The sequence below is a fragment of the Clostridium nitrophenolicum genome (genome assembly GCF_055391695.1).
Genome location: NZ_AP042469.1, coordinates 5,546,526 through 5,569,123, shown reverse-complemented (window position 1 = coordinate 5,569,123; position 22,598 = coordinate 5,546,526). Strand labels below are relative to the sequence as shown.

The following is a 22,598-nucleotide window of genomic DNA, read 5'->3' as shown; positions in this document are numbered from 1 at the left end:
TGGAGGACAAAATGGTATTTGAGAAAATAAAAAGAATAATGGCAGAACAACTAGGATTAAGTGAAGAGGATATAACAATAGACACTTCATTTAAAGAACTAGGTATAGATTCGTTAGACCTATTTCAAATAATAATTGAAATAGAAGAAGAATTTGGAGTTCAAATAGAAGATGCAGAGTCAATTAAAACTGTAGAGGAAGCAGTAAACTTTGTTGAGAAAAAAATATAAAAGTAGACTAATGTGAAATAATAAATTTATATATGATCAGGAGGAAAAAATATGATCAATTCCGCATTTGCCCAAATGGTTGGTATAAAGTACCCTATTATCCAAGGAGGTATGGCTTGGATTGCAGATAGTTCTTTAGCTGCAGCAGTATCTAATGCAGGAGGTATCGGTATTATAACCGGAAATGCTCCGTTAGAATGGGTAAGAGATGAAATAAGAAAGGCTAAGCAAATGACAGATAAGCCTTTTGGAGTAAATATAATGCTTTTAGGTGAGACTGCAGAGGCCGTAGCTAAAATGGTTTGTGAAGAAGGAGTTAAAGTAGTTACAACTGGAGCAGGCAACCCAGGTAAATATATTGATATGTGGAAACAGCACGGTATAAAGGTTATTCCTGTAGTGGCATCAGTGGCACTAGCAAAGAGAATGGAAAGAGCTGGTGTAGATGCAGTTATTGCTGAAGGCTGCGAGTCAGGAGGACACGTTGGCGAACTTACAACTATGGCATTAGTTCCACAGGTAGTAGATGCTGTAAATATTCCTGTAATAGCTGCAGGAGGAATAGGTGACGGAAGAGGAGCGGCTGCAGCTTTTATGCTTGGAGCAGCAGGAATACAAGTTGGCACAAGATTTTTAGTTGCACATGAATGTACTGTTCATCAAAACTACAAGAATAAGGTACTAGGCGCAAAAGATATTGATACACAGGTTACAGGTAGACCTACAGGTCACCCAGTGCGTGTTTTAAGAAATAAATTAACTAGACAGTTTCAAATACTTGAAAAAGAGGGAGCTGGATTAGAAAAGTTTGAGGAACTTGGTAGAGGAGCTCTTTCCAAAGCTGTACGCGAAGGTGATATTGACAATGGGTCTGTAATGGCTGGACAGATAGCAGGACTTATTTGTAAAGAGCAAAGTTGTAACGAAATAATAGAAGAAATATTTACTGAAGCAGAAACACAATTAAAAAATGTTAGCCAAATTTTTGGAGCTAAATAACTTAGGAGGACTATATGAGTAAAATAGCATTTTTATTCTCAGGTCAGGGAGCACAGTATGTAGGCATGGGAAAAGAATTATATGATAATATAGAAGGGTGCAGAGAAGTTTTTGAAAGTGCTGATAAAGCTCTAGGACTTACTATAAGTAAAATGTGCTTTGAAGGACCAGAGGATGAGTTGAATAGTACAGAAAATACTCAGCCTGCTATTTTAACTGTAAGCATTGCAGCACTTAAGGCATTAGAAAGCCATGGCGTATATGCTGATGTTACTGCAGGCTTAAGCTTGGGTGAATACTCTGCTTTAGTTTACAGTGGAGCATTAGAATTTGAAGAAGCGGTAAAGTTAGTTAAAAAGAGAGGAAAGTATATGCAGGAGGCGGTACCACAAGGTATTGGTACTATGGCTGCTATTATTGGATTAGATGAAGAGAGTATAAGAAAAGTATGTGATGAATGTTCTAATATAGGTGTAGTTGAACCTGCAAATTTGAATTGCCCAGGCCAAATAGTAATTGCAGGAGAAGTAAAAGCTGTTGAAGCTGCTTGTGAAAAATTAAAGGAAAAGGGAGCATTAAAAACTGTAATGTTAGCTGTTAGTGGTCCTTTTCATACATCAATGTTACAACCAGCGGCAGAAAAGTTAGAAGTGGAGCTTAAGGATGTTTCTATAAATAATTTCAAAATTCCTGTAATAACAAATGTTACTGGAGAGATTGTTGAGAATAAGGATAATATAAAACCATATCTAAAAAAGCAAGTAATGAGCACAGTACTTTTTGAAAATAGTATAAGAACAATGATGGATATGGGAGTGGATACTTTTGTGGAAATTGGTCCAGGAAAGGCACTAAGTGGCTTTGTAAAAAAAATAAATAGAAAAGCTACAATTTTAAATGTTCAAGATTTAAAATCTCTAGAAAGTACTATAGAGAAATTAAAAAAGTAGAATGGAGAATAGCATATGGAAAGTTTAAAAGGAAAAACGGCAATAGTAACTGGAGCTAGTCGTGGAATTGGTAAGGCTATAGCGGTTAAACTAGCAGAACTTGGTGCAAATTTAGTACTTAACTATAGAAGCGATTCTAAATCCGTTGAAGATGTAATTAAAGAAATTGAAAGTAAAGGAAGTAAGGCTATAGCAGTTCAAGGAGATGTTAGTGTATTTTCAGATGCTGAAAATATAGTAAAAAAAGCTGTTGAAGTTTTTGGCTCATTAGATATACTTATTAATAATGCAGGAATAACTAAGGATGGGTTAGTTCTTAGAATGAAAGAAGAAGACTTCGATAAGGTTATAGATGTAAACTTAAAGGGAGCATTTAACTGCATAAGGCATGCTGCACCTGTGATGGTAAAACAAAAAGGTGGAAAGATAGTGAACATATCTTCAGTAGTTGGCGTAACTGGCAATGCAGGACAAATAAATTACTCTGCAGCAAAAGCAGGAATAATAGGAGTAACTAAATCTGCTGCAAGAGAACTTGCTTCAAGAGGAATTAATGTAAATGCTGTAGCGCCAGGCTTTATTCAAACAGACATGACAGAAGTTTTATCAGATAAGGTTAAGGAGAGCACACTAAATAGCATACCTTTAAAAAGATTTGGTAGTGCACAAGATATAGCAAATATGGTAGCATTCTTAGTTTCACCGTCTGCAGATTATATTACTGGACAGGTAATTAATGTAGATGGCGGAATGGTTATGTAAATTAAGTTAAAGGTTGGTGAACTTATAATGACAAAAAGAGTTGTAATAACGGGACTGGGTGCGGTAACGCCAGTAGGAAATGATGTTGGAGCATTCTGGAACAATATAAAAAATGGGATACCAGGTATAGACTTCATAAAAGCATTTGATACAGAAAATTTTAAAGTAAAGTTAGCAGCAGAAGTTAAGGAATTTGATTCTTTAAAATATCTTGATAAAAAAGAAGCTAAAAGAATGGATGTATTTTGTCAATTTGCAATAGCTTCAGCAGTTCAGGCAGTAGAAGATTCTAAGTTAGATATAGAAAATATGCCAAAAGAAAGATTCGGAGTTATTGTTGGTTCAGGAATTGGTGGTATAGGAATTATAGAAAAAGAGCAAACAAAACTTCTAGAAAAAGGTCCTGGTAGAGTTCAACCATTATTTATACCTATGATTATAAGTAATATGGCAGCTGGAAATATAGCAATTAGATTTGGTGCGAAGGGAATATGTACTAATGTAGTAACAGCTTGTGCTACAGGAACAAATTGTGTAGGTGAAGCATTCCACGCTATAAAAAATGATTTAGCTGATGTAATGATAGCTGGAGGAACAGAAGCTTCAATTACACCATTATCAGTAGCAGGATTTACATCATTAACTGCTCTATCAAAAAGTACTGACCCAAAAAGGGCATCTATTCCTTTTGACAAGGAAAGAGATGGGTTTATAATGGGAGAAGGTGCTGGAATATTAATACTAGAATCTCTAGAGCATGCTCAAAAAAGAGGAGCTACTATATATGCTGAAGTAGTTGGATATGGTTCAACTTGTGATGCTTATCATATAACTTCTCCAGATCCAGAAGGAGAAGGTGCTGCAAGAGCTATGGAGATTGCTATTAATGAAGCAGGAATAAATAAAGAAGAAGTATCCTATATAAATGCTCATGGAACTAGTACTCCGGTTAATGATAAATTCGAAACTAATGCAATAAAAAGGGTATTTGGAGAAAATGCTAAAAATATACCTATAAGTTCTAGTAAATCTATGACAGGACACTTATTGGGCGCAGCAGGTGCTATAGAGGCTATAGCATGTGTTAAGGCTTTAGAAGAAGGATTTATTCCACCAACAGCTGGATATAAAGTACCAGATGAGGAATGTGATCTTGATTATGTTCCAAATGAAGGTAGAGCTGCAGAACTTAAATATGCCATGTCTAATTCTCTTGGTTTTGGTGGACATAATGCAGTAATTTTATTAAAAAAGTGGAGTGAGTAATATGGACTTTAAAGCAATTGAAGAAATGATAAAAACTGTTGATAATTCTAAGTTAGGATACTTAGAGGTTAACTGGGAAGGGATTTCTATAATAATGAGAAAGCAGGGAGAACCTGATTTCCAGAAAACAATAATAGCAAATGAAAATACTGAAAAAGAAGTTAGCACTGTTGTAGAAGAAAGTAATAAGTCTGAAATAGCGGCAGAAGTAAAAGAGCCTGTTAAAGTAGCTGTAGAAGAAGTTAAAGAGGATGAGAAACTAAAAATCGATGATGAAAATATAGAAAAGGTAGTATCACCTATAGTTGGAACTTTCTATAGTTCTCCAAGCCCAGATAAGCCATCCTTTGTAAAGGTTGGTTCAAAAGTGAAAAAGGGTGACACACTATGTATCATAGAGGCTATGAAGCTTATGAATGAGATTCAAAGCGAAGTAGATGGAGAAGTGGTAGAAGTCTTAGTTGAGAATACTCAAATGGTTGAATATGGCCAGTCTATGTTTAAAATAAGAGTAAATAAGTAGATTAATATATTGCTAGGAGGTTAAAGTCCTAAATGGACTTTAACGGGTAATTTTGCTAGGTAAAAGTTCTAAATGAACTTTTACGGGTAACTTGTGAGCAGAAGCGAAAATCTCAAGTTACCCAGTTCCCGAAGGGAAACAAGCAAAATCACCCAGTGTGACCACTAAAAGGAGGAAAACTGATGGAACAGGTAGAGTTCAATGTAAATCTTGGAGTAAAGGAAATACAAGAGATTATTCCTCATAGATATCCATTTTTATTAATAGATAAAGTGACATATATGGAACCAGGGAAAAAGGTTATAGCATATAAAAATGTAACTATGAACGAATACTTTTTTCAAGGCCATTTTCCAGCGGAGCCTGTCATGCCAGGTGTGCTCATTATAGAAGCGTTAGCACAGGCTGGTGCAGTAGCTATTTTGAGTCAGGATAGTTTTAAAGGTAAAATAGCATTCTTTGGAGGAATAAATAAGGCTAAATTTAGAAAAAAAGTAGTACCAGGAGATGTTTTAAAACTAGAAGTAGAAATTGTAAAAATTAAAGGACCAGCGGGTATAGGTAAGGCAACAGCCTATGTAGAAGATAAAAAGGCTGCAGAAGCAGAAATAATGTTTATGATAGGCTAGTTTAAGTGTGGTAAAATTACTATATGGGTTTGTTAAAATATCTACCCATATAGTAAAAAACTAGAGTATTGGGAGTGGATTTTTAAAAGTGTTTAATAAAATATTAATTGCAAATAGAGGAGAAATAGCTGTTAGAATAATAAGGGCATGCAGAGAGATGGGAATTGAGACAGTAGCTGTTTATTCAGAAGCTGATAAAGATGCTCTGCATACTCAAATGGCAGATGAAGCTATCTGTATTGGTCCAGCTGCTGCAAAAGACAGCTATTTAAATATACAAAATATAATAAGTGCTACTGTGTTATCAGGAGCGCAGGCTATTCATCCGGGATTTGGATTTTTATCTGAGAATAGTAAATTTGCTAGGATGTGTAAGGAATGTAACATTACCTTTATAGGACCTGATCCAGAATGTATTGAAAATATGGGTAACAAGTCTAATGCAAGAGATATCATGACTAAATCAGGGGTGCCTGTAGTTCCAGGATCTAATGGTGCTGTTGAAGGTGAAGATGAGTTATTAAGACTTGCAGAAGAAATAGGATACCCTGTTATGATTAAGGCATCTGCAGGCGGCGGCGGAAGAGGTATAAGAATAGTCTACGAACAAAGTGAACTTATAAAGGCTTACGAAAATGCTAGAGCGGAAGCAAAAGCAGCATTTGGAGACGAAACAATATACATGGAAAAGTTTATAGAGAAACCAAGGCATGTTGAAATTCAGATTCTAGGAGATAGCTTTGGCAATATCGTATATTTAGGAGAGCGAGATTGCTCCATGCAAAGAAGAAATCAAAAAGTTTTAGAAGAAGCACCAAGCCCTATTATGACAGAGGAACTTAGAAAATCTATGGGAGAAACTGCGATAAGAGCAGCTAAGGCAGTAAATTATAATAATGCAGGTACTATAGAGTTTTTATTAGATAAAAACGGAAATTATTATTTTATGGAAATGAATACCCGTATCCAAGTAGAACATCCTATAACAGAAATGGTTACAGGAATAGATTTAATAAAAGAACAAATAAAAATTGCAGCAGGTGAAAAATTAAGCTTTTCACAGGAAGACATAAGAATTAGTGGGCATGCTATCGAATGCAGAATAAATGCTGAAGATGCTAGCAGAGGGTTTATGCCATGTCCAGGTAAAGTAAAAGATATGTATGTACCAGGAGGGTTTAATGTTAGAGTTGACAGTGCGGTATACTCAGGATATGTAATACCTCCATATTATGATTCAATGATAGCTAAACTTATCGTATATGGAAAAGATAGAGAAGAGGCTATCAAAAAAATGAGAAGAGCTTTAGGAGAATTTATAATTGATGGAGTTCGCACAAATATAGATTTTCAATTCGAGCTTATAAATTGTGAAGAATTCATAAACGGTAATTATGATACTAGATTTATTGAAAACAGATTTAATATTTCGTAGCAAAGATCCTTGTGAATTTGACTGGAGGTGAGCTAACTTGTTGAATAATCTCTTCAAGAAAACTAAATATATTACTGTTAGTCAACAAGCATTAAGAAAAGCTGAAGATACTTTAGAGCAGAAGCCGAGCATTCCTAATGGTATGTGGGTAAAATGTGATAGTTGTGGTAAAATAATATATAATAATGACTTAGAAGAAAATAATAAAGTGTGCAGCCAATGTAATCACCACTTTAGAATGACAGCAAGAGAGAGAATAGAACTTATAATAGATAAGGATACTTTTGAAGAATTCGATAAAAATATGATTTCTGATAATCCTATAGAGTTCAATGGATATGAAGAAAAAGTAAAAAAGATGAGAGAAAATACGGATATGAATGAGGCTGTGGTAACTGGAAGAGGCTGCATTAGCAATGAAAATGTAGTTATCTGTGTAATGGATAGCCACTTCATGATGGGAAGTATGGGATCTGTAGTAGGAGAAAAAATCACTAGAGCTGTGGAAAAAGCTATTGAACTAAAATTACCAATAATTATTTTCACTACTTCTGGTGGTGCAAGAATGCAGGAAGGTATGTTCTCACTTATGCAGATGGCTAAAGTGAGTGCTGCTTTAGGTAAGCTTGGTAAAGAAGGACTACTATACATTACTGTACTTACAGATCCTACTACAGGTGGAGTTACTGCGAGTTTTGCTATGCTTGGGGATATAATTTTGTCTGAACCAGGTGCATTAATTGGATTTGCAGGCAAAAGAGTTATAGAGCAAACTATAAGACAAAAGCTACCTGAAGGTTTTCAAAGGGCTGAATTTCTATTAGAGCATGGTTTTATAGATAAAATAGTTTCTAGAAATGAATTAAAAGGTGTACTAAAGAAAATACTCGTAATTCATAAGAGAAACATATAAGTATTTGGGCATATTTATATTTCTAAAGAAAGGAAGCTGCTCATATGGAAAAGTTAGAAAAGGTACAGAAAATAATAACTCAAAAACTTGATAATAAAACTGCATGGGAAAGAGTATCTCTAGCAAGAATGGTTGAAAGACCTACTGCTCTTGATTATATAGAGAAGATATTTGGCTCTTTTATGGAGTTTCATGGAGATAGATATTTTAGCGACGATCCAGCTGTTGTTGGCGGGATAGCTTTATTAAATGGTGAGCCTATAACTATAATAGCGCATCAAAAGGGAAAAAATACCGCAGAAAAAATAAAGAGAAATTTTGGATCACCTCATCCAGAAGGTTATAGAAAAGGTTTAAGACTTATGAAGCAGGCTGAAAAGTTTAATAGACCTATTCTATGTCTTGTGGACACTCAAGGTGCATTTTGTGGCACAGGAGCAGAGGAAAGAGGACAGGGAGAAGCTATTGCAAGAAATCTTTTAGAAATGTCAAGCTTAAAAACTCCTATCATTTCCATAGTTATAGGAGAAGGTGGCAGCGGTGGTGCATTAGCTTTTGCTGTTTCAGATGAAGTATGGATGCTAGAAAATGCTGTATACTCAATACTATCTCCTGAAGGATTTGCAAGCATACTATGGAAAGATGCTTCTCGAGCTAAAGAAGCTGCTGAAATTATGAAGATAACAGCAAAAGATTTAAAAGAATATGGAATTATTGACAAGGTGCTTAAGGAACCTTCTGGAGGAGCCCATAAGGATGTAGACAAAATGTCTGCATTGATAAAAAAGGAGCTAATAGAAGCTTTTAGTATGTTAAAAAAACAACCATTAGAAGAGCTTGTAGAAAAAAGATATAATAAATTTAGAGCTATGGGTAAATATATAGAATAATAAATGCTCGACTTATTATTTGTGCAAGTTAGAGGAAAATATTGTAATTAAATGTTTGTAATGATAAAATATAATATATAACATAGATATAAAGTAGTCTTTAGTATTAAAGGCTACTTTATATTTATAGTCAAATAGAGGTGAAATAAAATGCCTATAAAAGCATTATTTACTTATGACTATGGACAAGAAAACATGAAGAAAATTAAAAGCTTAGGGTATGACATTATAACTATAAACGAAAAAAATGCTGTTTATAGTGAATTACTAAAGGATGTAGAGGTTTTAGTATGTTATAATCCATTTGAGACTCTAGATATAATCAAAATGAAGATGCTGAACTGGATTCAATTATCTAGTGCAGGAATAGACCAATTGCCATTGGATTATATAAAAAATAGTAATATTACAATAACTAATAATAGAGGCGGATACAGCGTACCAATGGGAGAATGGATTGTATTGAAAATATTAGAGCTTTTAAAACACAGCCATAGATTATATGAAAATCAAAAAAACAAGCTGTGGAAAATGGATTCTACTATTTTGGAGCTTTGTGGAAAGACTATAGGTTTTATAGGAACAGGAAGTATTGCTGAAGAAGCGGCAAAAAGATTATCAGGGTTTGACGTGAAAATTTTAGGATTAAATACTGCTGGAAGGCAGGTTCAGCATTTCGATAAATGCTATGGATTAAAAGACATAAATGAAATGCTATCCGCTAGTGATATAGTTGTTGTCACAATTCCATATACAAGAGAGACACATCACTTAATAGATGATGAAAAGTTTAGATGTATGAAGAAAGGTGTATGCATTGTAAATGTAGCCAGAGGTTCTATAATAAATGAAAAAGACCTGATAAAAAGCATCCATGAAGGTAAAATTTATGGTGCAGCCTTAGACGTGGTGGAAGATGAGCCACTGCACCCAGACAGTCCTTTATGGAACTTAGAAAATGTAATTATAACACCTCATAATTCATGGATATCTGAGATGAGGAATATTCGAAGATTTAATATGATATATGATAATATGGAAAGATATGTGAAAAATAAAAAACTAGTTAATGTAATAGATATAAATAAAGGTTATTAAAAATAAGGCAGATAATTACGAATATCTGCCTTATCTTTTATGTTTTAAATCTAAATTATGCATTAGTTGGAGGAGTGAATACTCTTGATGCTAATTCAGCATCAAGCATATAAAGAGCTGCAGAATCTTCACCCATTCTTTCAAGTCTTTTTACAATACCTCCAAAGTTAGTCTCCTCTTCTACTTGCTCATCTATAAACCACTTAAGTAAGCTTATAGTTGCATGCTCTCTTTCTTCAGTAGCAATATCCATTAGATTATAAACTCTTTGAGTAACTGTTCTTTCATGAGCTAAAGCTTCCTTAAATACATGTAATACCGATTCAAAATCACTTTGAGGAGCAGGCATAGAACCAATAATTACTCTACCATCCATTTGGCTTAGGTAATCAAAAAATTTATTGGCATGAAAAGTCTCCTCTTGGATTTGAACTTTAAAAAAATTAGCAAATCCATCTAAATCATTTGATGCAAAATATGCCTGCATTGCAAGGTAAACATTAGCAGAGTATAATTCATAGTTTATTTGATCATTTATGGCATTCATAAGTTTATCACTTAACATAATATTACCTCCTAAGTTTATATTTACAAAGTTACATAAATTAACTAAGTTTTTAGAATATATTAACATATGTTAAGTGATTTTTGAATATGTTTTTGTAAATTTAATGATTTTGTAATTAATATTTAATCTACTAAGGAAGTAATTTATTTAAGTCAATAGTGCCTGCTCCTTGAACCCACTTGGACATATCTTTGAGATTGCAAGATACTTTTAATAGTGAAATTAAATCTTTAAAACTTAGCTCAGGGTTATTTTCATATAAAAGTGCACAAATACCACTGACATAGGCTGCAGCACAAGATGTCCCACTGTAGTAAGTGTAAGGACTTTCCAAAGACTGAGGGTATAGTTTCATCCCGTTTTTTTCTGAGACATAATTAATATTTGAATTAAGAGAGCATATATCAACAGCAGATGCTGACAAATCTGGTTTTTCTAATTTGGCAAAAGGACCAGAGGAGGAATATTTGTATGGCTTTATCGAATTATTAGTAGTGTCGACACCTCCTACAGTAATGCAATTTTCCAAAGTTGCAATACCAGAAATACTACCTTCAGAATTTCCATTATGCCCTGATGGAACAACTATAGTTACATTATTTTTTATGGCTATGTCGAATATTTTGGAAAATAGTGATATGACAAAATAATTGGTTGAAGCCAATTCAAAAGGAAGATATATAATTTTTATATTATATTCAGTGCTATTTTCAATCAAAGTTTGTATTGAAAATAGTATATTAGATACATATCCTTTTCCTATGCTGTTAAAGGCTTTAATTGAATATATGCAGCTATTTTCTGCGACACCTTTATATACTCCCTTGGATAAGTGGCCAGTACCACATATTATTCCGCTCATAAAAGTTCCATGGCCATTATCATCATAGGGATATTTAAGGTTGTTTACCAAATCAATGAAACCCTTAATTTTATTCTTAGGATTTAAGAGGTCTGGGTGGGGATAAACACCACTATCTACTATACCTATACATATATTTTTACCTGTAAGTTTATATCTTTCTTGAAATACTACGCCATTAGAGGCAAGTACGCCTTTTCCACATAACAGCGCTAGGCTATCGAAAGTGATATAGCTTACCTGAGGAAATTCTAATATTCTATCTATAGCATTAGGAGAGAGAATTGCACATATACAATTTATAAAAGGAATGAAATGAATTAAGTTACCTTTATAGGATTTAATTTTCTTTTCTATAACTTCTGGCATGTGTTTGCAATAAATAAGTACTCTATAGCTCTTATAATATTTTTTATCTATAGCTATCCTCAAATCAGGATCTAACTTGTTTTTAATAGAAAACATTTAAAGCTCCTTAAAAATTAATTACATTATATATTATAATATTAAATTACAATATATGTGCTAAGATAAAATTAATTTTTAGGAGCATAATAAAGATTATTATTAAAATTTAAACTGATCCTTACACATCTTAAAAAAAGCTTTAGCAGTTGGAGTAAGCGTTCTCTTAGAACTTACAACTAGGTAAATAGATCTTTTTAAAGAGAGGTCTTGTATGTAGCTCTCTTTTATAAGCCCAATGCTAGAATAGTTCTTAGAAATCTGTTTTGAAACTACAGATATTCCAAGCCCCTCTTTCACGCATTGAAATATTGCATCTAAATTATTTACTTCAAAACATACGTCTACAGCAGAGATGTCAAGTCCATGTTTTTGAAGAGCATCTTCAAAAGTTCTACGTGTAGCAGAACCTTCCTCACGCATTATGAATGTATATTTAAGAAGAGAATCTACACTAATTGTATCCGGAACATCTAATTCAGGAGAGGATATTACCACTAGATCATCTTGTATAAGTTCATAACTTTTAACCTTTTCATCATTAATTGGCTCTCCAACCATACCTAACTCGTAATCAAATTTGATAATATTTTCAATAATTTCACCAGAACTATTTTCTACTATATCAAAAGATACTTCAGGGTATAACAAATGAAACTGTCTGAGTAAGGCAGGAAGAATTGTATTGCAGGGTGTAGTACTAGCAGCTAATTTAAGCTTTCCACTAATATTTCCGTTGAAGTTTGCTAAATGTGATATTGCTTTATCACGAGTATTTAATATATCTATAGCGTATTTTAAAAATGATTCTCCAGCAGGTGTAAGAAGCACTTCCTTAGAAGTCCTATCGAAAAGCTGAATACTTAACTCTTTTTCAAGGCTTGATATATGAGAACTAATTGCTGGTTGTGATAAAAAACTAGAATTTGCTGCTTTAGAAAAGCTTTTAAATTTTGCTACGTTTATAAAGGCTTCTATTTGCTTAAAATCCATTAAATTACCCCCCAAAGATAAAATATTCTATATTAAAATAATAACATAAAATTAACAACCACAATATATTATATATGTATATTGTTAAATAGTCTAATAAATAATTCTTAAGCTGCATAATTCCATATGAAATGAAAATTATTTATAAAAGTTTTTAACAATAAAATAAGGCTGAAGATTCATATCAGCCTTGATTTATTAACACTTATATTTAAATATTAATATACCTACTATCATTACTATAACTCCAATAATTTTGGTCATTCCAAACTTGACTTGAGTAGAGTGAAAAAGACCAAAAGCGTCAATTATAGCGGCAGAAGTAAGTTGTGCAACAAGAATAATTGAAATTGAGCAAGTTGGCCCAAGAGATTTAATTCCCTGCATAACAGTATATATTATTATAACTCCTAAAGCTCCACCTAAGAGATAAAGTTTATTAGAATTCTTTATGTTTTTAAAATCACCATTTCCAAAGATAAGTACTGCTATTACTGTTAATAATAGTCCACTTGCCTGAACTATAACGTTAGTTTCCCATAAACCTATTTTCTCGGAGAGACGTGTATTGAAAACTCCCTGAAAACTCATACATATTCCAGCTATTAATGAAGTTATTATACCAAGCATTTAATTATCACCTTCCCAAAACTAGTTTAACCATAGTATGTACTTATTATTAATGAAATAAAGCAAAAAGCCTATGATATAAAATCATAGACTTTTTATTTTAATATCCTTCAATCTGTCTTTTATGGTTAATAGAATTTTTTTCAATATAAGCTTCTTCAATCTCATCAATAGAAAATCCTAAGCTTTTACCGAGACTTAAAAAGTCTTCGAACAAGGTTAAGTAATGATCTCTAGAAGAAGAAACTATAAAGTCGTTTATATCTACATAAAGATTTAAGAATTGCGCAGTAATGTCATACTGAAGCTCTTTAGTTTCTATTTCAATATCATTAAACTGTTTTTCAAGACCTAGTGTCAATATAAAGTGAAGGCAATCAACATATTCCTCTAAAATAATACTTTTATTTGAAGGTCCCTTGTTACTCCAAAACTTAAAACATCGCGTTTCATTTGCAAGCTCGGCTATTTCTACCTGTAAGGCTAATATTTTTTTTGAAGTTAAAGATTTATTATCAAGTCCCCTCTGTTGTAAAATATGATTATCTAGGTTTTCTTGTAGTTTAAATAGTTTTGAGAAATTCATATAATAAGGCCGCCTTTCCATATCCTTATAATTAAATAAAATCGAAATAAAAAATTTTTAATAAGGGCTTATTCCTACCTATATATTTTAACGAAAAACGTTAAATATTGAAATAATACGTAATCGGTTACATAAAATTTTTTTAAAAATTTTAAAAAATTTATTACTTGACTATTATTATGTTATTATATATTAAAAATAAAAGCAGAAATACCAAATTTATGATTGGTAAATTTCTGCTTTTTAATAATAAATTAATTCTTAAATGTTATTTATAATATATTTTTGTCACTCTATCAAGAATACCATTGATGTGAGCAATAGCTGTCCCATAATTAGTTATAGGTATACCTTGCTCTGAGGCTCTTATAAGTCTAGACATAAACTGTTTTCTATTAAACATACAAGCTCCACAATGAATTATAAGCTTATAGTCAGATAAATCCTCTGGGAAATCTACACCTGCATTTACTGTTATATTTAACTCTCCACCAACTCTTTCTTTAAGCCAATTAGGAAGTTTTTCTCTTCCAATGTCATTTTTAAGAGCATGGTGGGTGCAAGCTTCTGCGATTAGAACCTTATCATTAGGCTTTAAGTTATCAATGGCCTTTGCACCTTTAATCAATATGTCCAAATCCCCTTTATATCTAGCCATAAGTATAGAAAAAGAAGTTAAAGAAACATCACTAGGTATTATTTCATTTACTTTCTTAAATACTTGAGAATCAGTAATTACTAAATCTGGTTTTGTGTTTAAGGATTGAAGAATATCAATAAGTTCAGAATCCTTAACTGTAAGTGCCAAAGCATCATTATCAAGTATATCCCTAATTACCTGCACTTGAGGAAGAATGAGCCTTCCTTTAGGAGCTTGAATATCTTGGGGAGCAACCACGATTACTTTATCCTTAGCCTTTAATATATCTCCTACTATAGTTGACTTTTCAAAATCAATAGGAGCATTAACTTGTATAAATTCTTTTAGTTTTCCTATGTTCTTTTTATCCTTTGCACTAACCTTTACAAAAGGTATATCAAAAGTGCTTTTTAAGTCTTCAACATTCATGTCAACTAGGTCTATTTTATTTATAACGCCTATGATAGGAATTTTTCTTTCTTTAAGTTCTTCAAACCATTCACGTTCAAGTGAAAAATCAGAGGAGTCAGATGTAAAAACTAACAAAGCTAAATCCGTTTTTTCCATGACGTCTTTTGTTTTCTTTACTCTAAGTTCTCCTATCTCGCCTGTGTCGTCAAGGCCTGCCGTATCTATAATTACAACAGGACCTATTGGTAAAAGCTCCATAGCCTTATATACAGGATCAGTAGTTGTTCCCGCAAAGTCAGATACAAGAGCAATATCTTGGCCAGTTAGAGAGTTTATTAAACTAGATTTGCCCGCATTTCTTCTACCGAAAATAGCTATATGCAGTCTATTAGCTTTAGGTGTATCTTGCATAATTATCCTCCTAAAATTTTATTTTTTAGTTATTGCTGATTTTACGTTTACGCCATCAATTTTTCCGAGTTTTCCTGTCATAGCACTTATTTCATCCGATGTGCCATCTACTATTAGTGAAATAACAGATAGATTTTTTTCTCTGTATGGAATTCCTAACCTTCCAACTATAATCTCTGCATGATAATGTAATATATCATTAACTTTTGAAGCGCTTTCGAGATTTTCTATTACAATACCAACAACGCCTATTCTTTTTTCCATAGCTTTACCTCCAAAACAAAAAAACTTTGGCAAAAGGCCAAAGATATTTACTAAGTATCCCTCCTTCCCTTTTGCTTAGAAAAATCCTTGCAATTAGGTCAAATAAAATTTTAAATTTCAAAAATCTAAAATAACGGAGTATTCCATTAAATCAGATTAATTATCTTAATTATAATTTTATATAATAAACATGTCAAATAATAAAAAATATGCGACACAGTTTTTTATGTCGCATATTTTTTATATATTAGAATTCAGCTGATCCAGTTGTTCTTGGAAATGGAATTACGTCTCTTATATTAGATATTCCTGTAATATACATTAGAATTCTTTCAAATCCAAGACCAAAGCCTGAATGTTTAGTTTCTCCATATTTTCTTAGTTCTAAATACCACCAATAATCTTGCTTATTTAGACCCATTTCTTCAATTCTCTTTTCAAGAACATCAAGGCGTTCTTCTCTTTGGCTTCCACCAACGATTTCACCAACTCCAGGTACTAATAAGTCTGCTGCAGCAACAGTTTTTCCATCCTCATTTAATCTCATATAGAATGCTTTGATATCCTTTGGATAATCTGTAACGAATATTGGCTTTTTAAATACTTTTTCAGTTAAGTATCTTTCATGTTCTGTTTGTAGGTCAATTCCCCATTCAACTGGATATTGAAATTGCTCACCACATTTTTCAAGAATATCAACAGCTTCAGTATAAGTTATTCTTCCAAAATCAGAATTAGCAACATTATTTAATCTATCCATTAATCCTTTATCGACGAATGAACTAAAGAACTCCATTTCTTCAGGTGCATTTGCTAATACGTATTTTATAACATATTTAACAAGACCTTCAGCCACATCCATATAATCTTTTAATTCAGCAAAAGCCATTTCAGGCTCAATCATCCAGAACTCAGCAGCATGTCTTGCTGTGTTTGAATTCTCTGCTCTGAATGTTGGTCCAAAGGTATAAACATTTCTAAAAGCAAGAGCCATACACTCTGCAGATAATTGACCACTTACAGTAAGATTAGTCTCTCTTCCAAAGAAGTCTTGAGAAAAATCTATATTTCCTTTATCATCCTTTGGAACATTTTGCATATCTAATGTAGTTAATCTAAACATTTCTCCAGCACCTTCACAGTCACTTCCTGTGATTATTGGAGTGTTAGCATATACAAAACCTTGTTCTTGGAAGAACTTATGAACTGCATAAGCAGCTATTGAACGAACTCTAAATACCGCTGAAAATGTATTACTTCTAGGTCTTAAATGTGCTATAGTTCTTAAATACTCAAGAGTGTGTCTCTTCTTTTGTAGAGGATAGTCTGAAGAAGAAGTTCCCTCTATTGATATTTTTTTTGCTTTAATTTCAAAAGGTTGTTTTGAATCTGGTGTAAGAACTACTGTACCCTCTACAGCTAGTGATGTACTAATAGGAAGCTTAGTGATCTCCTTAAAGTTATCTAAACTATCTTCAACCACTATTTGTACATTTTTAAAGAAGCTTCCATCGTTTACCTCAACAAAGCCAAAAGTTTTAGAATCCCTTACTGTTCTAACCCATCCTGAAATTTTTACATCTTTATCAGCGAATTTTTCACATTCTCTGTAAAGTTGTTTAACTAATGTTACTTCCATTTTATAAATCCTCCTTAATTTTTTATCATATTATGATATTTTACCCAAATATGTATAAATATAAAAGCCCTTCATCCACAAAGGGACGAAAGGCTTAAGTTCCGCGGTACCACCCAATTTGTCATAAATATGACCAACTTTAAAAAGCAAAAAATAAATGATTTTATGCTCACCAATTATAAGGTATTGGATACCTCTAAGCCTACTTTTACTTAAATTTCGGTTAGAAACTCAGAGATGTTCTTCCATACAGACTTGATTATTGATCTTTCACCATCATCAACTCGCTTTAAATAAGTTCTATATGTACTTTTCTCATCATAGTTTTAGATATTATGTTAAAATGATAATATTTTATCTTAAAATTATAATAGTTATAAAATTATATGTCAATAATTATTAGCTCGTTATTTTGCATCTTTAAAACTTTTCTCATGTTTTAACAGCCAATCCTTTCGCCATAGTCCGCCACCGTATCCAGTTAGATTCCCAGAACTTCCGATGACTCTGTGACAAGGGATAATTATACTTATTTTATTGTTATGGTTAGCACCACCTACAGCCCTTACAGCTTTTTCATTTCCTGTAGCTTTGGCTATATCTAAATAGGAGCATGTTTCTCCATAAGGTATATCTTGAAGTTTATCCCATACCTTTTTTCTAAATTCAGTTCCACTGATATTTAGTTTTAGTGAAAAATTCTTTCTAACACCTTTAAAATATTCATCAAGTTGATTAACACATTCAACTAAACAATCAGGAGTTTCAAAAGATGTTAAATCTTCTTCTATAAAGTATAAGGAAATAACACCATCATTATTGCCTTTAAGTTCTATAGTACCAATAGGAGATTTGTAATATGCAGCATACATTTTATCCATAATGTTCACCTAAATCAAAATAAATTTGTTATATTAATAGTTTATAATAAGGACAATGTAATTGTCTACATTAGTTTAAAATATTTTATTGATAATTAATAATCATTATGATATGATAATAAATGTTAACACATAAGGAATATTTTTCAATTATGTTTTAGTAATATATATTTACATAATGAACATAAACTAAATGGGGGTGTTATTATTGAACGAAAAAGTTGTTTTAACAGGAAATCAGGCAATAAGTAGAGGATTTTGGGAAGCAGGGGGCATGGTAGCCTCAAGTTATCCAGGATCACCGACAGTAGAGATACTAGAATCTTTAAAGAACTATCCCGAAATTTACTGTGAATGGGGAACAAATGAAAAGGTTGCATTTGAAGTAGCCATGGGAGGAAGCTTTGCTGGAGCTAGAAGCATGGTATCTATGAAGCATGTTGGTATAAACATAGCGGCAGATCCATTCATGACATTTACACAAATAAAGACTAAGGGAGGATTTATATTAGTAGTAGGTGATGATCCTGGACTTACAAGTTCACAAAATGAACAAGATAGTAGGTTTTGGGCAAAGTATGCTAATATACCTGTATTTGAACCATCTAATCCACAAGAAGCTAAAGATTTTGTTAAAATTGGTCTAAATATCAGTGAAACCTTTAATACGCCTGTATTATTAAAGATGACTAGCAGGCTATGCCACTGTAGAGGAATTGTAGAACTATCTGATAGAGAAGAGAAGGAAATAGAAGGATTTGTTGCAGAACAATCAAGGTATTGTATGCTTCCTCCGCATGCTAATAAACAACAATACTTTATGAAGGAAAGAATAAAAAAGCTTAAAGCATTTAATAATGAACTAGACCTAAATACATTAGATGAAGTTGAAGGTTCAGATACCTTAATTATTAGTAGTGGTATGCCTTATGAGTGTTTGAAGGAGTTGAATGCTAAAGCTTCTATTCTAAAGCTTGCAATGGTATGGCCATTACCTATAGAAAAAATTAAAAATCTAAGCAATAAGTACAGACAAATAGTTGTAATTGAAGAGCTCATGCCATATATAGAGGAAGCTTTAAAAATAAATGGAATAGAGGTTAAGGGAAAAGAATATTTTTCATTTACCGGCGAGCTTAATATAGATGAAATACGAAAAGGCTTAGAAAAGCTAGACATTATATCAAAAGCAGATGTTAACGAAACAGATGTTGAGTCTGAAGAAATTCCACCAAGAACGCCTATGCTATGTTCAGGATGTCCTCATAGGCCAATATTCCACATTCTGAAGATGGCTAACGCTACTGTCATGGGAGATATAGGCTGCTATTCACTTGGTATATTAGAGCCTTTTGAGGTTCATAAAACTAATATAAGTATGGGAGCTTCCTTAGGAAATGCTTTAGGAGTTGCAGTAGCTCAGAATAGATCAGGGAAGAAAAAGCCAATAGTTGCTACAATTGGTGACGGAACCTTTTTTCACTCTGGAATGACAGGAATGCTTCAACTAGCTAAAACTAAAGAGAATATTACTGTTATTGTAATGGATAACAGAACCACTGCAATGACTGGAGGTCAAGAGACGCTTACAACTGGAGAGTACTTTAAAGATAGAGATAGCTATAGTATAAGTATTCCAGAAGTATTAAAAGCTTTTGGCATAAAGGATGTTACAATAGTAGATCAGTTTAAATATAAGGAAACTAAAGAAGCAATACATGCTGCATTGAAAAGAGAAGGATTATCCGTAATTGTTACAACTAGACCATGTGCTTTAAACTTTAAAATAAAACAACCTCACTTCTACGTTGATGAAAATATATGCATAAGCTGTAGAAGTTGCATTAGAACTAACTGTCCGCCAATATCCATGAAGCAATATCCAGGTAAGGATAAGAAAAATTCTTATATCAATCCGGATATGTGTGTAGGATGTTCTGTTTGTTCACAGGTATGCCCAGTAGGAGCTATAAAAAGAAGTTCAGAGGCAAATAGTTAAGGGGGGATAGTCATGAGTATAACAAATATATTGATTAGCGGAGTTGGAGGTCAAGGACTTGTTGTTGCAACTAAGATATTAGCCGAAACTGCTTTTAGAGAAGGATACGATATCAGAACTAGTGATGTGATTGGGCTTTCTCAGAGAGGGGGCATGGTTTGGGGAAGTGTAAGATTTGGTGAAAAAGTTTATTCTCCAATCATACCAAAGGGCGAAGGCGACATATTGGTAGCTATGGAAAAGCTTGAAGGACTAAGATGGGTAAAAAGCTTAAGAAATGGAGCTAAGGTTATAATAAATGATGAGGTAATATTCCCTAATAGGGTATTAATTGAAAAAGAAGAATACCCTGAGAATATAGAAGATAAAGTTAAGAGTAAAGGTCTAGATGTAATTCCTATAGAGGCTAATAAAATAGCAAAAGATTCAGGGAATATAAAGACTGCAAATATAGTATTGCTAGGATGCTTATCAAAACTTTTGCCTTTTAAAGAGGAAAGTTGGATTGAAGTGATTAAAAATAATGTCCCTAAAAGTACTATAGATGTGAATATAAAAGCATTTAAGCAAGGTAGAGCTTAATATACAGGGGTATGTCAATCTATGTTGACATACCCCTGTATTTAATTGCTGCGTACTTCAAATTCATCTATAAATGTGTAAGTGAAAGGAGTTGTAAAGGAAGAAAGTCTTATAAACCTTGCGGATATTGGTTTATCTAAAGTTAAATATATTTTATATTTAGAACCACTGCGTTCTGAAAATGGGATTGTAGGGATTCTTAAAAGACCTACCGGCTGAAAGCTTATCCCATCACTAGAAACTGCAATTGATGCTTTAGAAGGCAGCTGAACCCAAGGGATTGGCTCTCTTAAGTAGCTTACCGCAAATTGCTGTGTATCTATTATTTTACCTAGATCTATAGTAACATCAATAGGATCATTATACCAACCTACAAAAGATTTATCTTTGTTAGAGTTTTTACTTGAATAGATTCCATCTGTAAGTTTTTTAGAATTTGTATCATTATAAATATAGTCTGGTGCAGGAAAAGTTGTATAAGTACAGTTTGTGGAAAGCAATTTAATTAAAGGCTTATCAGGGTTTGCACTAACTTTAATAGGGTTAGAAGCATCGGAAAGATTCCCTGAAAAGTCAAAGGATTTTACCTCATAGCTATATGAGGTTATGTTGCTTTCTAAAAGAGGTCTGTCCGTATAACTCATGCAAAGGCCCTTTAAGTCTCCACCATATTTTCTTTGTGATATTGTGCTAAAAATTAGCGTTCCATTGCGATACACATTGTAGCCGCAGATATCTTTAGTATCTTTAGGTTCAGTCCATGAAAGCGCAAATTCATTTTTATTTATAGTTTCTACAGTTAAGTTCTGAGGTTTGCTAGGTTTATGGACTGGAAGAACTCCATTTTTCACATACTTGTAATAAGCATTTTGAAAACCATCGTTAATATTGTTAGGACTATAGTAATGGCTATAAGAAAAACAAACTATGTTATCAACGCAAGGACTTACTAGCTTTAACTGTTTAATAAAGCGATTTAATGGAGCACTTGAATTATTTACATAATCAAAAGTTTCAACATTCGCCCAAAATAAAAGACCAGGTTTGGTATCTACAGCCTTCTTGAGAGCGGTAAACCAAGAATTAGATTCATCGATGTTTATACGGCCACTTCCAACAGAATCTTGAACACAGAAAATATCGCCTTTTGTTAGGTCCGTATGTGCAAATAAGTATGACCAGTTATCAGCATATTCTTTAGGAGTACTGCAGGATGAATTCATAAAAGGAGATAATAAAATAGGTAGACGTTCATTTTTATCTTTTAAATGCCTTAGGTTAATATTTAATGCATTAGATAAAACGCTAAACTGATTAGTATTGGCAAACTTAGCGTTGTCTACTTCGTATGGAAAGTACCAACCATAAAAGGCCTTTGGATATTTAGAGTGGTACTTAACATATAATTCATCAGATACTTGATTTATTTTTTGCATTTGCGCATAAAGCCACTCCGGGTCATCACCAGATTTCTGCCACCAGTCACTGTTAAAGTAAGTGTCTACGAAAACTTTTATTCCTAACTCCTCAGCGTTTTTTAAACAAAGATCAATAGGATCTGTTTGTCCATAAATTTTTGTAAATCCAGATATAGTGCTATTGTAAACAGATTTTGTTTCACTTCCACTAGAGAAAGAAACACCGGTAATGATAAGAAAGTGCATTTTATTTTGCTTCAAATATTGAAGCTCGCTTTTCCATTTTGAATCATCCCAATTTTGAGTAAGATCTAATTGAATGAAAGTTCCATCTGATATTGGGTAACTTTTATAAGATCTAATCGGACTATTAATATAGATGAATATAAATATGCCAACAATAAATACTATAGAGCTTAGCTTTACTATTGCTTTTCTATTTAACATAATTATTTATAAAGTTCCTTTCTATATAATTATTAATAGTAAGTAAATGATATAATAATTATAAGCGTTTATAGGTGATAACTCAAATTTAAGCTATCTAAATTATA

General features: G+C 32.7%; 23 protein-coding genes and 1 other annotated feature. Of the genes, 13 read left to right on the top strand and 10 right to left on the bottom strand.

The window, feature by feature from the left end; translation table 11 throughout:
- Positions 1-11: 11 nt before the first annotated feature.
- The 11 genes from ACZ5N4_RS26415 (at position 12) to ACZ5N4_RS26365 (ending at position 9,695) form a co-directional block, all read left to right on the top strand.
- Positions 12-230, top strand: coding sequence for an acyl carrier protein (locus tag ACZ5N4_RS26415; protein WP_464205756.1), 219 nt, complete (start codon positions 12-14; stop codon positions 228-230).
- A 51-nt stretch (positions 231-281) separates the two neighbouring features.
- Complete coding sequence (fabK, locus tag ACZ5N4_RS26410) at positions 282-1,229, top strand: enoyl-[acyl-carrier-protein] reductase FabK (protein ID WP_464205754.1); 948 nt, start codon at positions 282-284, stop codon at positions 1,227-1,229.
- A 14-nt stretch (positions 1,230-1,243) separates the two neighbouring features.
- A complete protein-coding gene (gene fabD / locus ACZ5N4_RS26405; RefSeq protein ID WP_464205752.1) occupies positions 1,244-2,179 on the top strand; it encodes an ACP S-malonyltransferase in 936 nt (311 codons plus the stop codon).
- Positions 2,180-2,194: 15 nt separating this feature from the next.
- The gene (fabG, locus tag ACZ5N4_RS26400; protein ID WP_464205750.1) at positions 2,195-2,941 is read left to right on the top strand and encodes a 3-oxoacyl-[acyl-carrier-protein] reductase; all 747 of its coding nucleotides are present in this window, start codon (positions 2,195-2,197) and stop codon (positions 2,939-2,941) included.
- Between the two features lie 27 nt (positions 2,942-2,968).
- Complete coding sequence (fabF, locus tag ACZ5N4_RS26395) at positions 2,969-4,207, top strand: beta-ketoacyl-ACP synthase II (RefSeq protein WP_464205749.1); 1,239 nt, start codon at positions 2,969-2,971, stop codon at positions 4,205-4,207.
- Between the two features lies 1 nt (position 4,208).
- Positions 4,209-4,730, top strand: coding sequence for an acetyl-CoA carboxylase biotin carboxyl carrier protein (gene accB, locus ACZ5N4_RS26390; RefSeq protein ID WP_464205747.1), 522 nt, complete (start codon positions 4,209-4,211; stop codon positions 4,728-4,730).
- 182 nt (positions 4,731-4,912) lie between these two features.
- On the top strand, positions 4,913-5,359 hold the full coding sequence (gene fabZ, locus ACZ5N4_RS26385) for a 3-hydroxyacyl-ACP dehydratase FabZ (RefSeq protein WP_464205745.1): 447 nt from the start codon (positions 4,913-4,915) through the stop codon (positions 5,357-5,359).
- Positions 5,360-5,447: 88 nt separating this feature from the next.
- Positions 5,448-6,794, top strand: a complete 1,347-nt coding sequence (locus ACZ5N4_RS26380) for an acetyl-CoA carboxylase biotin carboxylase subunit (protein ID WP_464205743.1) — start codon at positions 5,448-5,450, stop codon at positions 6,792-6,794.
- A gap of 37 nt (positions 6,795-6,831) precedes the next feature.
- Complete coding sequence (gene accD, locus ACZ5N4_RS26375) at positions 6,832-7,707, top strand: acetyl-CoA carboxylase, carboxyltransferase subunit beta (protein ID WP_464205741.1); 876 nt, start codon at positions 6,832-6,834, stop codon at positions 7,705-7,707.
- A 44-nt stretch (positions 7,708-7,751) separates the two neighbouring features.
- Complete coding sequence (locus ACZ5N4_RS26370; RefSeq protein ID WP_464205740.1) at positions 7,752-8,597, top strand: acetyl-CoA carboxylase carboxyltransferase subunit alpha; 846 nt, start codon at positions 7,752-7,754, stop codon at positions 8,595-8,597.
- Between the two features lie 150 nt (positions 8,598-8,747).
- A complete protein-coding gene (locus tag ACZ5N4_RS26365) occupies positions 8,748-9,695 on the top strand; it encodes a phosphoglycerate dehydrogenase (RefSeq protein ID WP_464205738.1) in 948 nt (315 codons plus the stop codon).
- 55 nt (positions 9,696-9,750) lie between these two features.
- Here ACZ5N4_RS26365 and ACZ5N4_RS26360 read toward each other — a convergent pair whose 3' ends face one another.
- The 9 genes from ACZ5N4_RS26360 to ACZ5N4_RS26320 form a co-directional block, all read right to left on the bottom strand.
- Positions 9,751-10,260 carry a ferritin gene (locus ACZ5N4_RS26360; RefSeq protein WP_464205736.1) on the bottom strand — a complete coding sequence of 170 codons (510 nt, stop codon included), beginning with the start codon at positions 10,258-10,260 and terminating at the stop codon, positions 9,751-9,753.
- A gap of 133 nt (positions 10,261-10,393) precedes the next feature.
- Positions 10,394-11,590 carry a S8 family serine peptidase gene (locus ACZ5N4_RS26355; RefSeq protein ID WP_464205734.1) on the bottom strand — a complete coding sequence of 399 codons (1,197 nt, stop codon included), beginning with the start codon at positions 11,588-11,590 and terminating at the stop codon, positions 10,394-10,396.
- Between the two features lie 102 nt (positions 11,591-11,692).
- Entirely contained in the window at positions 11,693-12,583 is an 891-nt protein-coding gene (locus ACZ5N4_RS26350) for a selenium metabolism-associated LysR family transcriptional regulator (RefSeq protein WP_464205732.1), read from the bottom strand.
- A gap of 198 nt (positions 12,584-12,781) precedes the next feature.
- Complete coding sequence (locus ACZ5N4_RS26345; RefSeq protein WP_464205730.1) at positions 12,782-13,213, bottom strand: DMT family transporter; 432 nt, start codon at positions 13,211-13,213, stop codon at positions 12,782-12,784.
- A gap of 100 nt (positions 13,214-13,313) precedes the next feature.
- Positions 13,314-13,799 carry a dUTP diphosphatase gene (locus ACZ5N4_RS26340; protein WP_464205728.1) on the bottom strand — a complete coding sequence of 162 codons (486 nt, stop codon included), beginning with the start codon at positions 13,797-13,799 and terminating at the stop codon, positions 13,314-13,316.
- 268 nt (positions 13,800-14,067) lie between these two features.
- Entirely contained in the window at positions 14,068-15,261 is a 1,194-nt protein-coding gene (gene hydF / locus ACZ5N4_RS26335; RefSeq protein WP_464205726.1) for a [FeFe] hydrogenase H-cluster maturation GTPase HydF, read from the bottom strand.
- Positions 15,262-15,279: 18 nt separating this feature from the next.
- Positions 15,280-15,525 carry a TM1266 family iron-only hydrogenase system putative regulator gene (locus ACZ5N4_RS26330; protein WP_178907259.1) on the bottom strand — a complete coding sequence of 82 codons (246 nt, stop codon included), beginning with the start codon at positions 15,523-15,525 and terminating at the stop codon, positions 15,280-15,282.
- Positions 15,526-15,772: 247 nt separating this feature from the next.
- Positions 15,773-17,164, bottom strand: coding sequence for an asparagine--tRNA ligase (gene asnS / locus ACZ5N4_RS26325; RefSeq protein ID WP_464205723.1), 1,392 nt, complete (start codon positions 17,162-17,164; stop codon positions 15,773-15,775).
- A 78-nt stretch (positions 17,165-17,242) separates the two neighbouring features.
- Positions 17,243-17,495: a binding site (T-box leader), on the bottom strand.
- A 76-nt stretch (positions 17,496-17,571) separates the two neighbouring features.
- Positions 17,572-18,045 carry a methylated-DNA--[protein]-cysteine S-methyltransferase gene (locus ACZ5N4_RS26320; protein WP_464205722.1) on the bottom strand — a complete coding sequence of 158 codons (474 nt, stop codon included), beginning with the start codon at positions 18,043-18,045 and terminating at the stop codon, positions 17,572-17,574.
- Between the two features lie 208 nt (positions 18,046-18,253).
- Between ACZ5N4_RS26320 and ACZ5N4_RS26315 the strand changes: the two genes are divergently transcribed.
- Together ACZ5N4_RS26315 and ACZ5N4_RS26310 are read left to right on the top strand one after the other, a co-directional pair.
- Positions 18,254-20,044 carry a thiamine pyrophosphate-dependent enzyme gene (locus ACZ5N4_RS26315; protein WP_464205720.1) on the top strand — a complete coding sequence of 597 codons (1,791 nt, stop codon included), beginning with the start codon at positions 18,254-18,256 and terminating at the stop codon, positions 20,042-20,044.
- 12 nt (positions 20,045-20,056) lie between these two features.
- On the top strand, positions 20,057-20,626 hold the full coding sequence (locus ACZ5N4_RS26310; protein WP_464205718.1) for an indolepyruvate oxidoreductase subunit beta: 570 nt from the start codon (positions 20,057-20,059) through the stop codon (positions 20,624-20,626).
- Positions 20,627-20,667: 41 nt separating this feature from the next.
- Here the strand turns inward: ACZ5N4_RS26310 and ACZ5N4_RS26305 are convergent, their stop codons facing one another.
- Entirely contained in the window at positions 20,668-22,491 is a 1,824-nt protein-coding gene (locus tag ACZ5N4_RS26305; RefSeq protein ID WP_464205716.1) for a DUF4434 domain-containing protein, read from the bottom strand.
- Positions 22,492-22,598 lie beyond the last annotated feature (107 nt).

Coding starts and splice junctions, on each gene's coding strand:
- ACZ5N4_RS26415 (WP_464205756.1), top strand. CDS start 12: ATGGTATTTGAGAAAATAAAAAGAATAATGGCAGAACAACTAGGATTA.
- fabK (WP_464205754.1), top strand. CDS start 282: ATGATCAATTCCGCATTTGCCCAAATGGTTGGTATAAAGTACCCTATT.
- fabD (WP_464205752.1), top strand. CDS start 1,244: ATGAGTAAAATAGCATTTTTATTCTCAGGTCAGGGAGCACAGTATGTA.
- fabG (WP_464205750.1), top strand. CDS start 2,195: ATGGAAAGTTTAAAAGGAAAAACGGCAATAGTAACTGGAGCTAGTCGT.
- fabF (WP_464205749.1), top strand. CDS start 2,969: ATGACAAAAAGAGTTGTAATAACGGGACTGGGTGCGGTAACGCCAGTA.
- accB (WP_464205747.1), top strand. CDS start 4,209: ATGGACTTTAAAGCAATTGAAGAAATGATAAAAACTGTTGATAATTCT.
- fabZ (WP_464205745.1), top strand. CDS start 4,913: ATGGAACAGGTAGAGTTCAATGTAAATCTTGGAGTAAAGGAAATACAA.
- ACZ5N4_RS26370 (WP_464205740.1), top strand. CDS start 7,752: ATGGAAAAGTTAGAAAAGGTACAGAAAATAATAACTCAAAAACTTGAT.
- ACZ5N4_RS26365 (WP_464205738.1), top strand. CDS start 8,748: ATGCCTATAAAAGCATTATTTACTTATGACTATGGACAAGAAAACATG.
- ACZ5N4_RS26360 (WP_464205736.1), bottom strand. CDS start 10,260: ATGTTAAGTGATAAACTTATGAATGCCATAAATGATCAAATAAACTAT.
- ACZ5N4_RS26355 (WP_464205734.1), bottom strand. CDS start 11,590: ATGTTTTCTATTAAAAACAAGTTAGATCCTGATTTGAGGATAGCTATA.
- ACZ5N4_RS26350 (WP_464205732.1), bottom strand. CDS start 12,583: ATGGATTTTAAGCAAATAGAAGCCTTTATAAACGTAGCAAAATTTAAA.
- ACZ5N4_RS26345 (WP_464205730.1), bottom strand. CDS start 13,213: ATGCTTGGTATAATAACTTCATTAATAGCTGGAATATGTATGAGTTTT.
- ACZ5N4_RS26340 (WP_464205728.1), bottom strand. CDS start 13,799: ATGAATTTCTCAAAACTATTTAAACTACAAGAAAACCTAGATAATCAT.
- hydF (WP_464205726.1), bottom strand. CDS start 15,261: ATGCAAGATACACCTAAAGCTAATAGACTGCATATAGCTATTTTCGGT.
- ACZ5N4_RS26330 (WP_178907259.1), bottom strand. CDS start 15,525: ATGGAAAAAAGAATAGGCGTTGTTGGTATTGTAATAGAAAATCTCGAA.
- asnS (WP_464205723.1), bottom strand. CDS start 17,164: ATGGAAGTAACATTAGTTAAACAACTTTACAGAGAATGTGAAAAATTC.
- ACZ5N4_RS26320 (WP_464205722.1), bottom strand. CDS start 18,045: ATGGATAAAATGTATGCTGCATATTACAAATCTCCTATTGGTACTATA.
- ACZ5N4_RS26310 (WP_464205718.1), top strand. CDS start 20,057: ATGAGTATAACAAATATATTGATTAGCGGAGTTGGAGGTCAAGGACTT.
- ACZ5N4_RS26305 (WP_464205716.1), bottom strand. CDS start 22,491: ATGTTAAATAGAAAAGCAATAGTAAAGCTAAGCTCTATAGTATTTATT.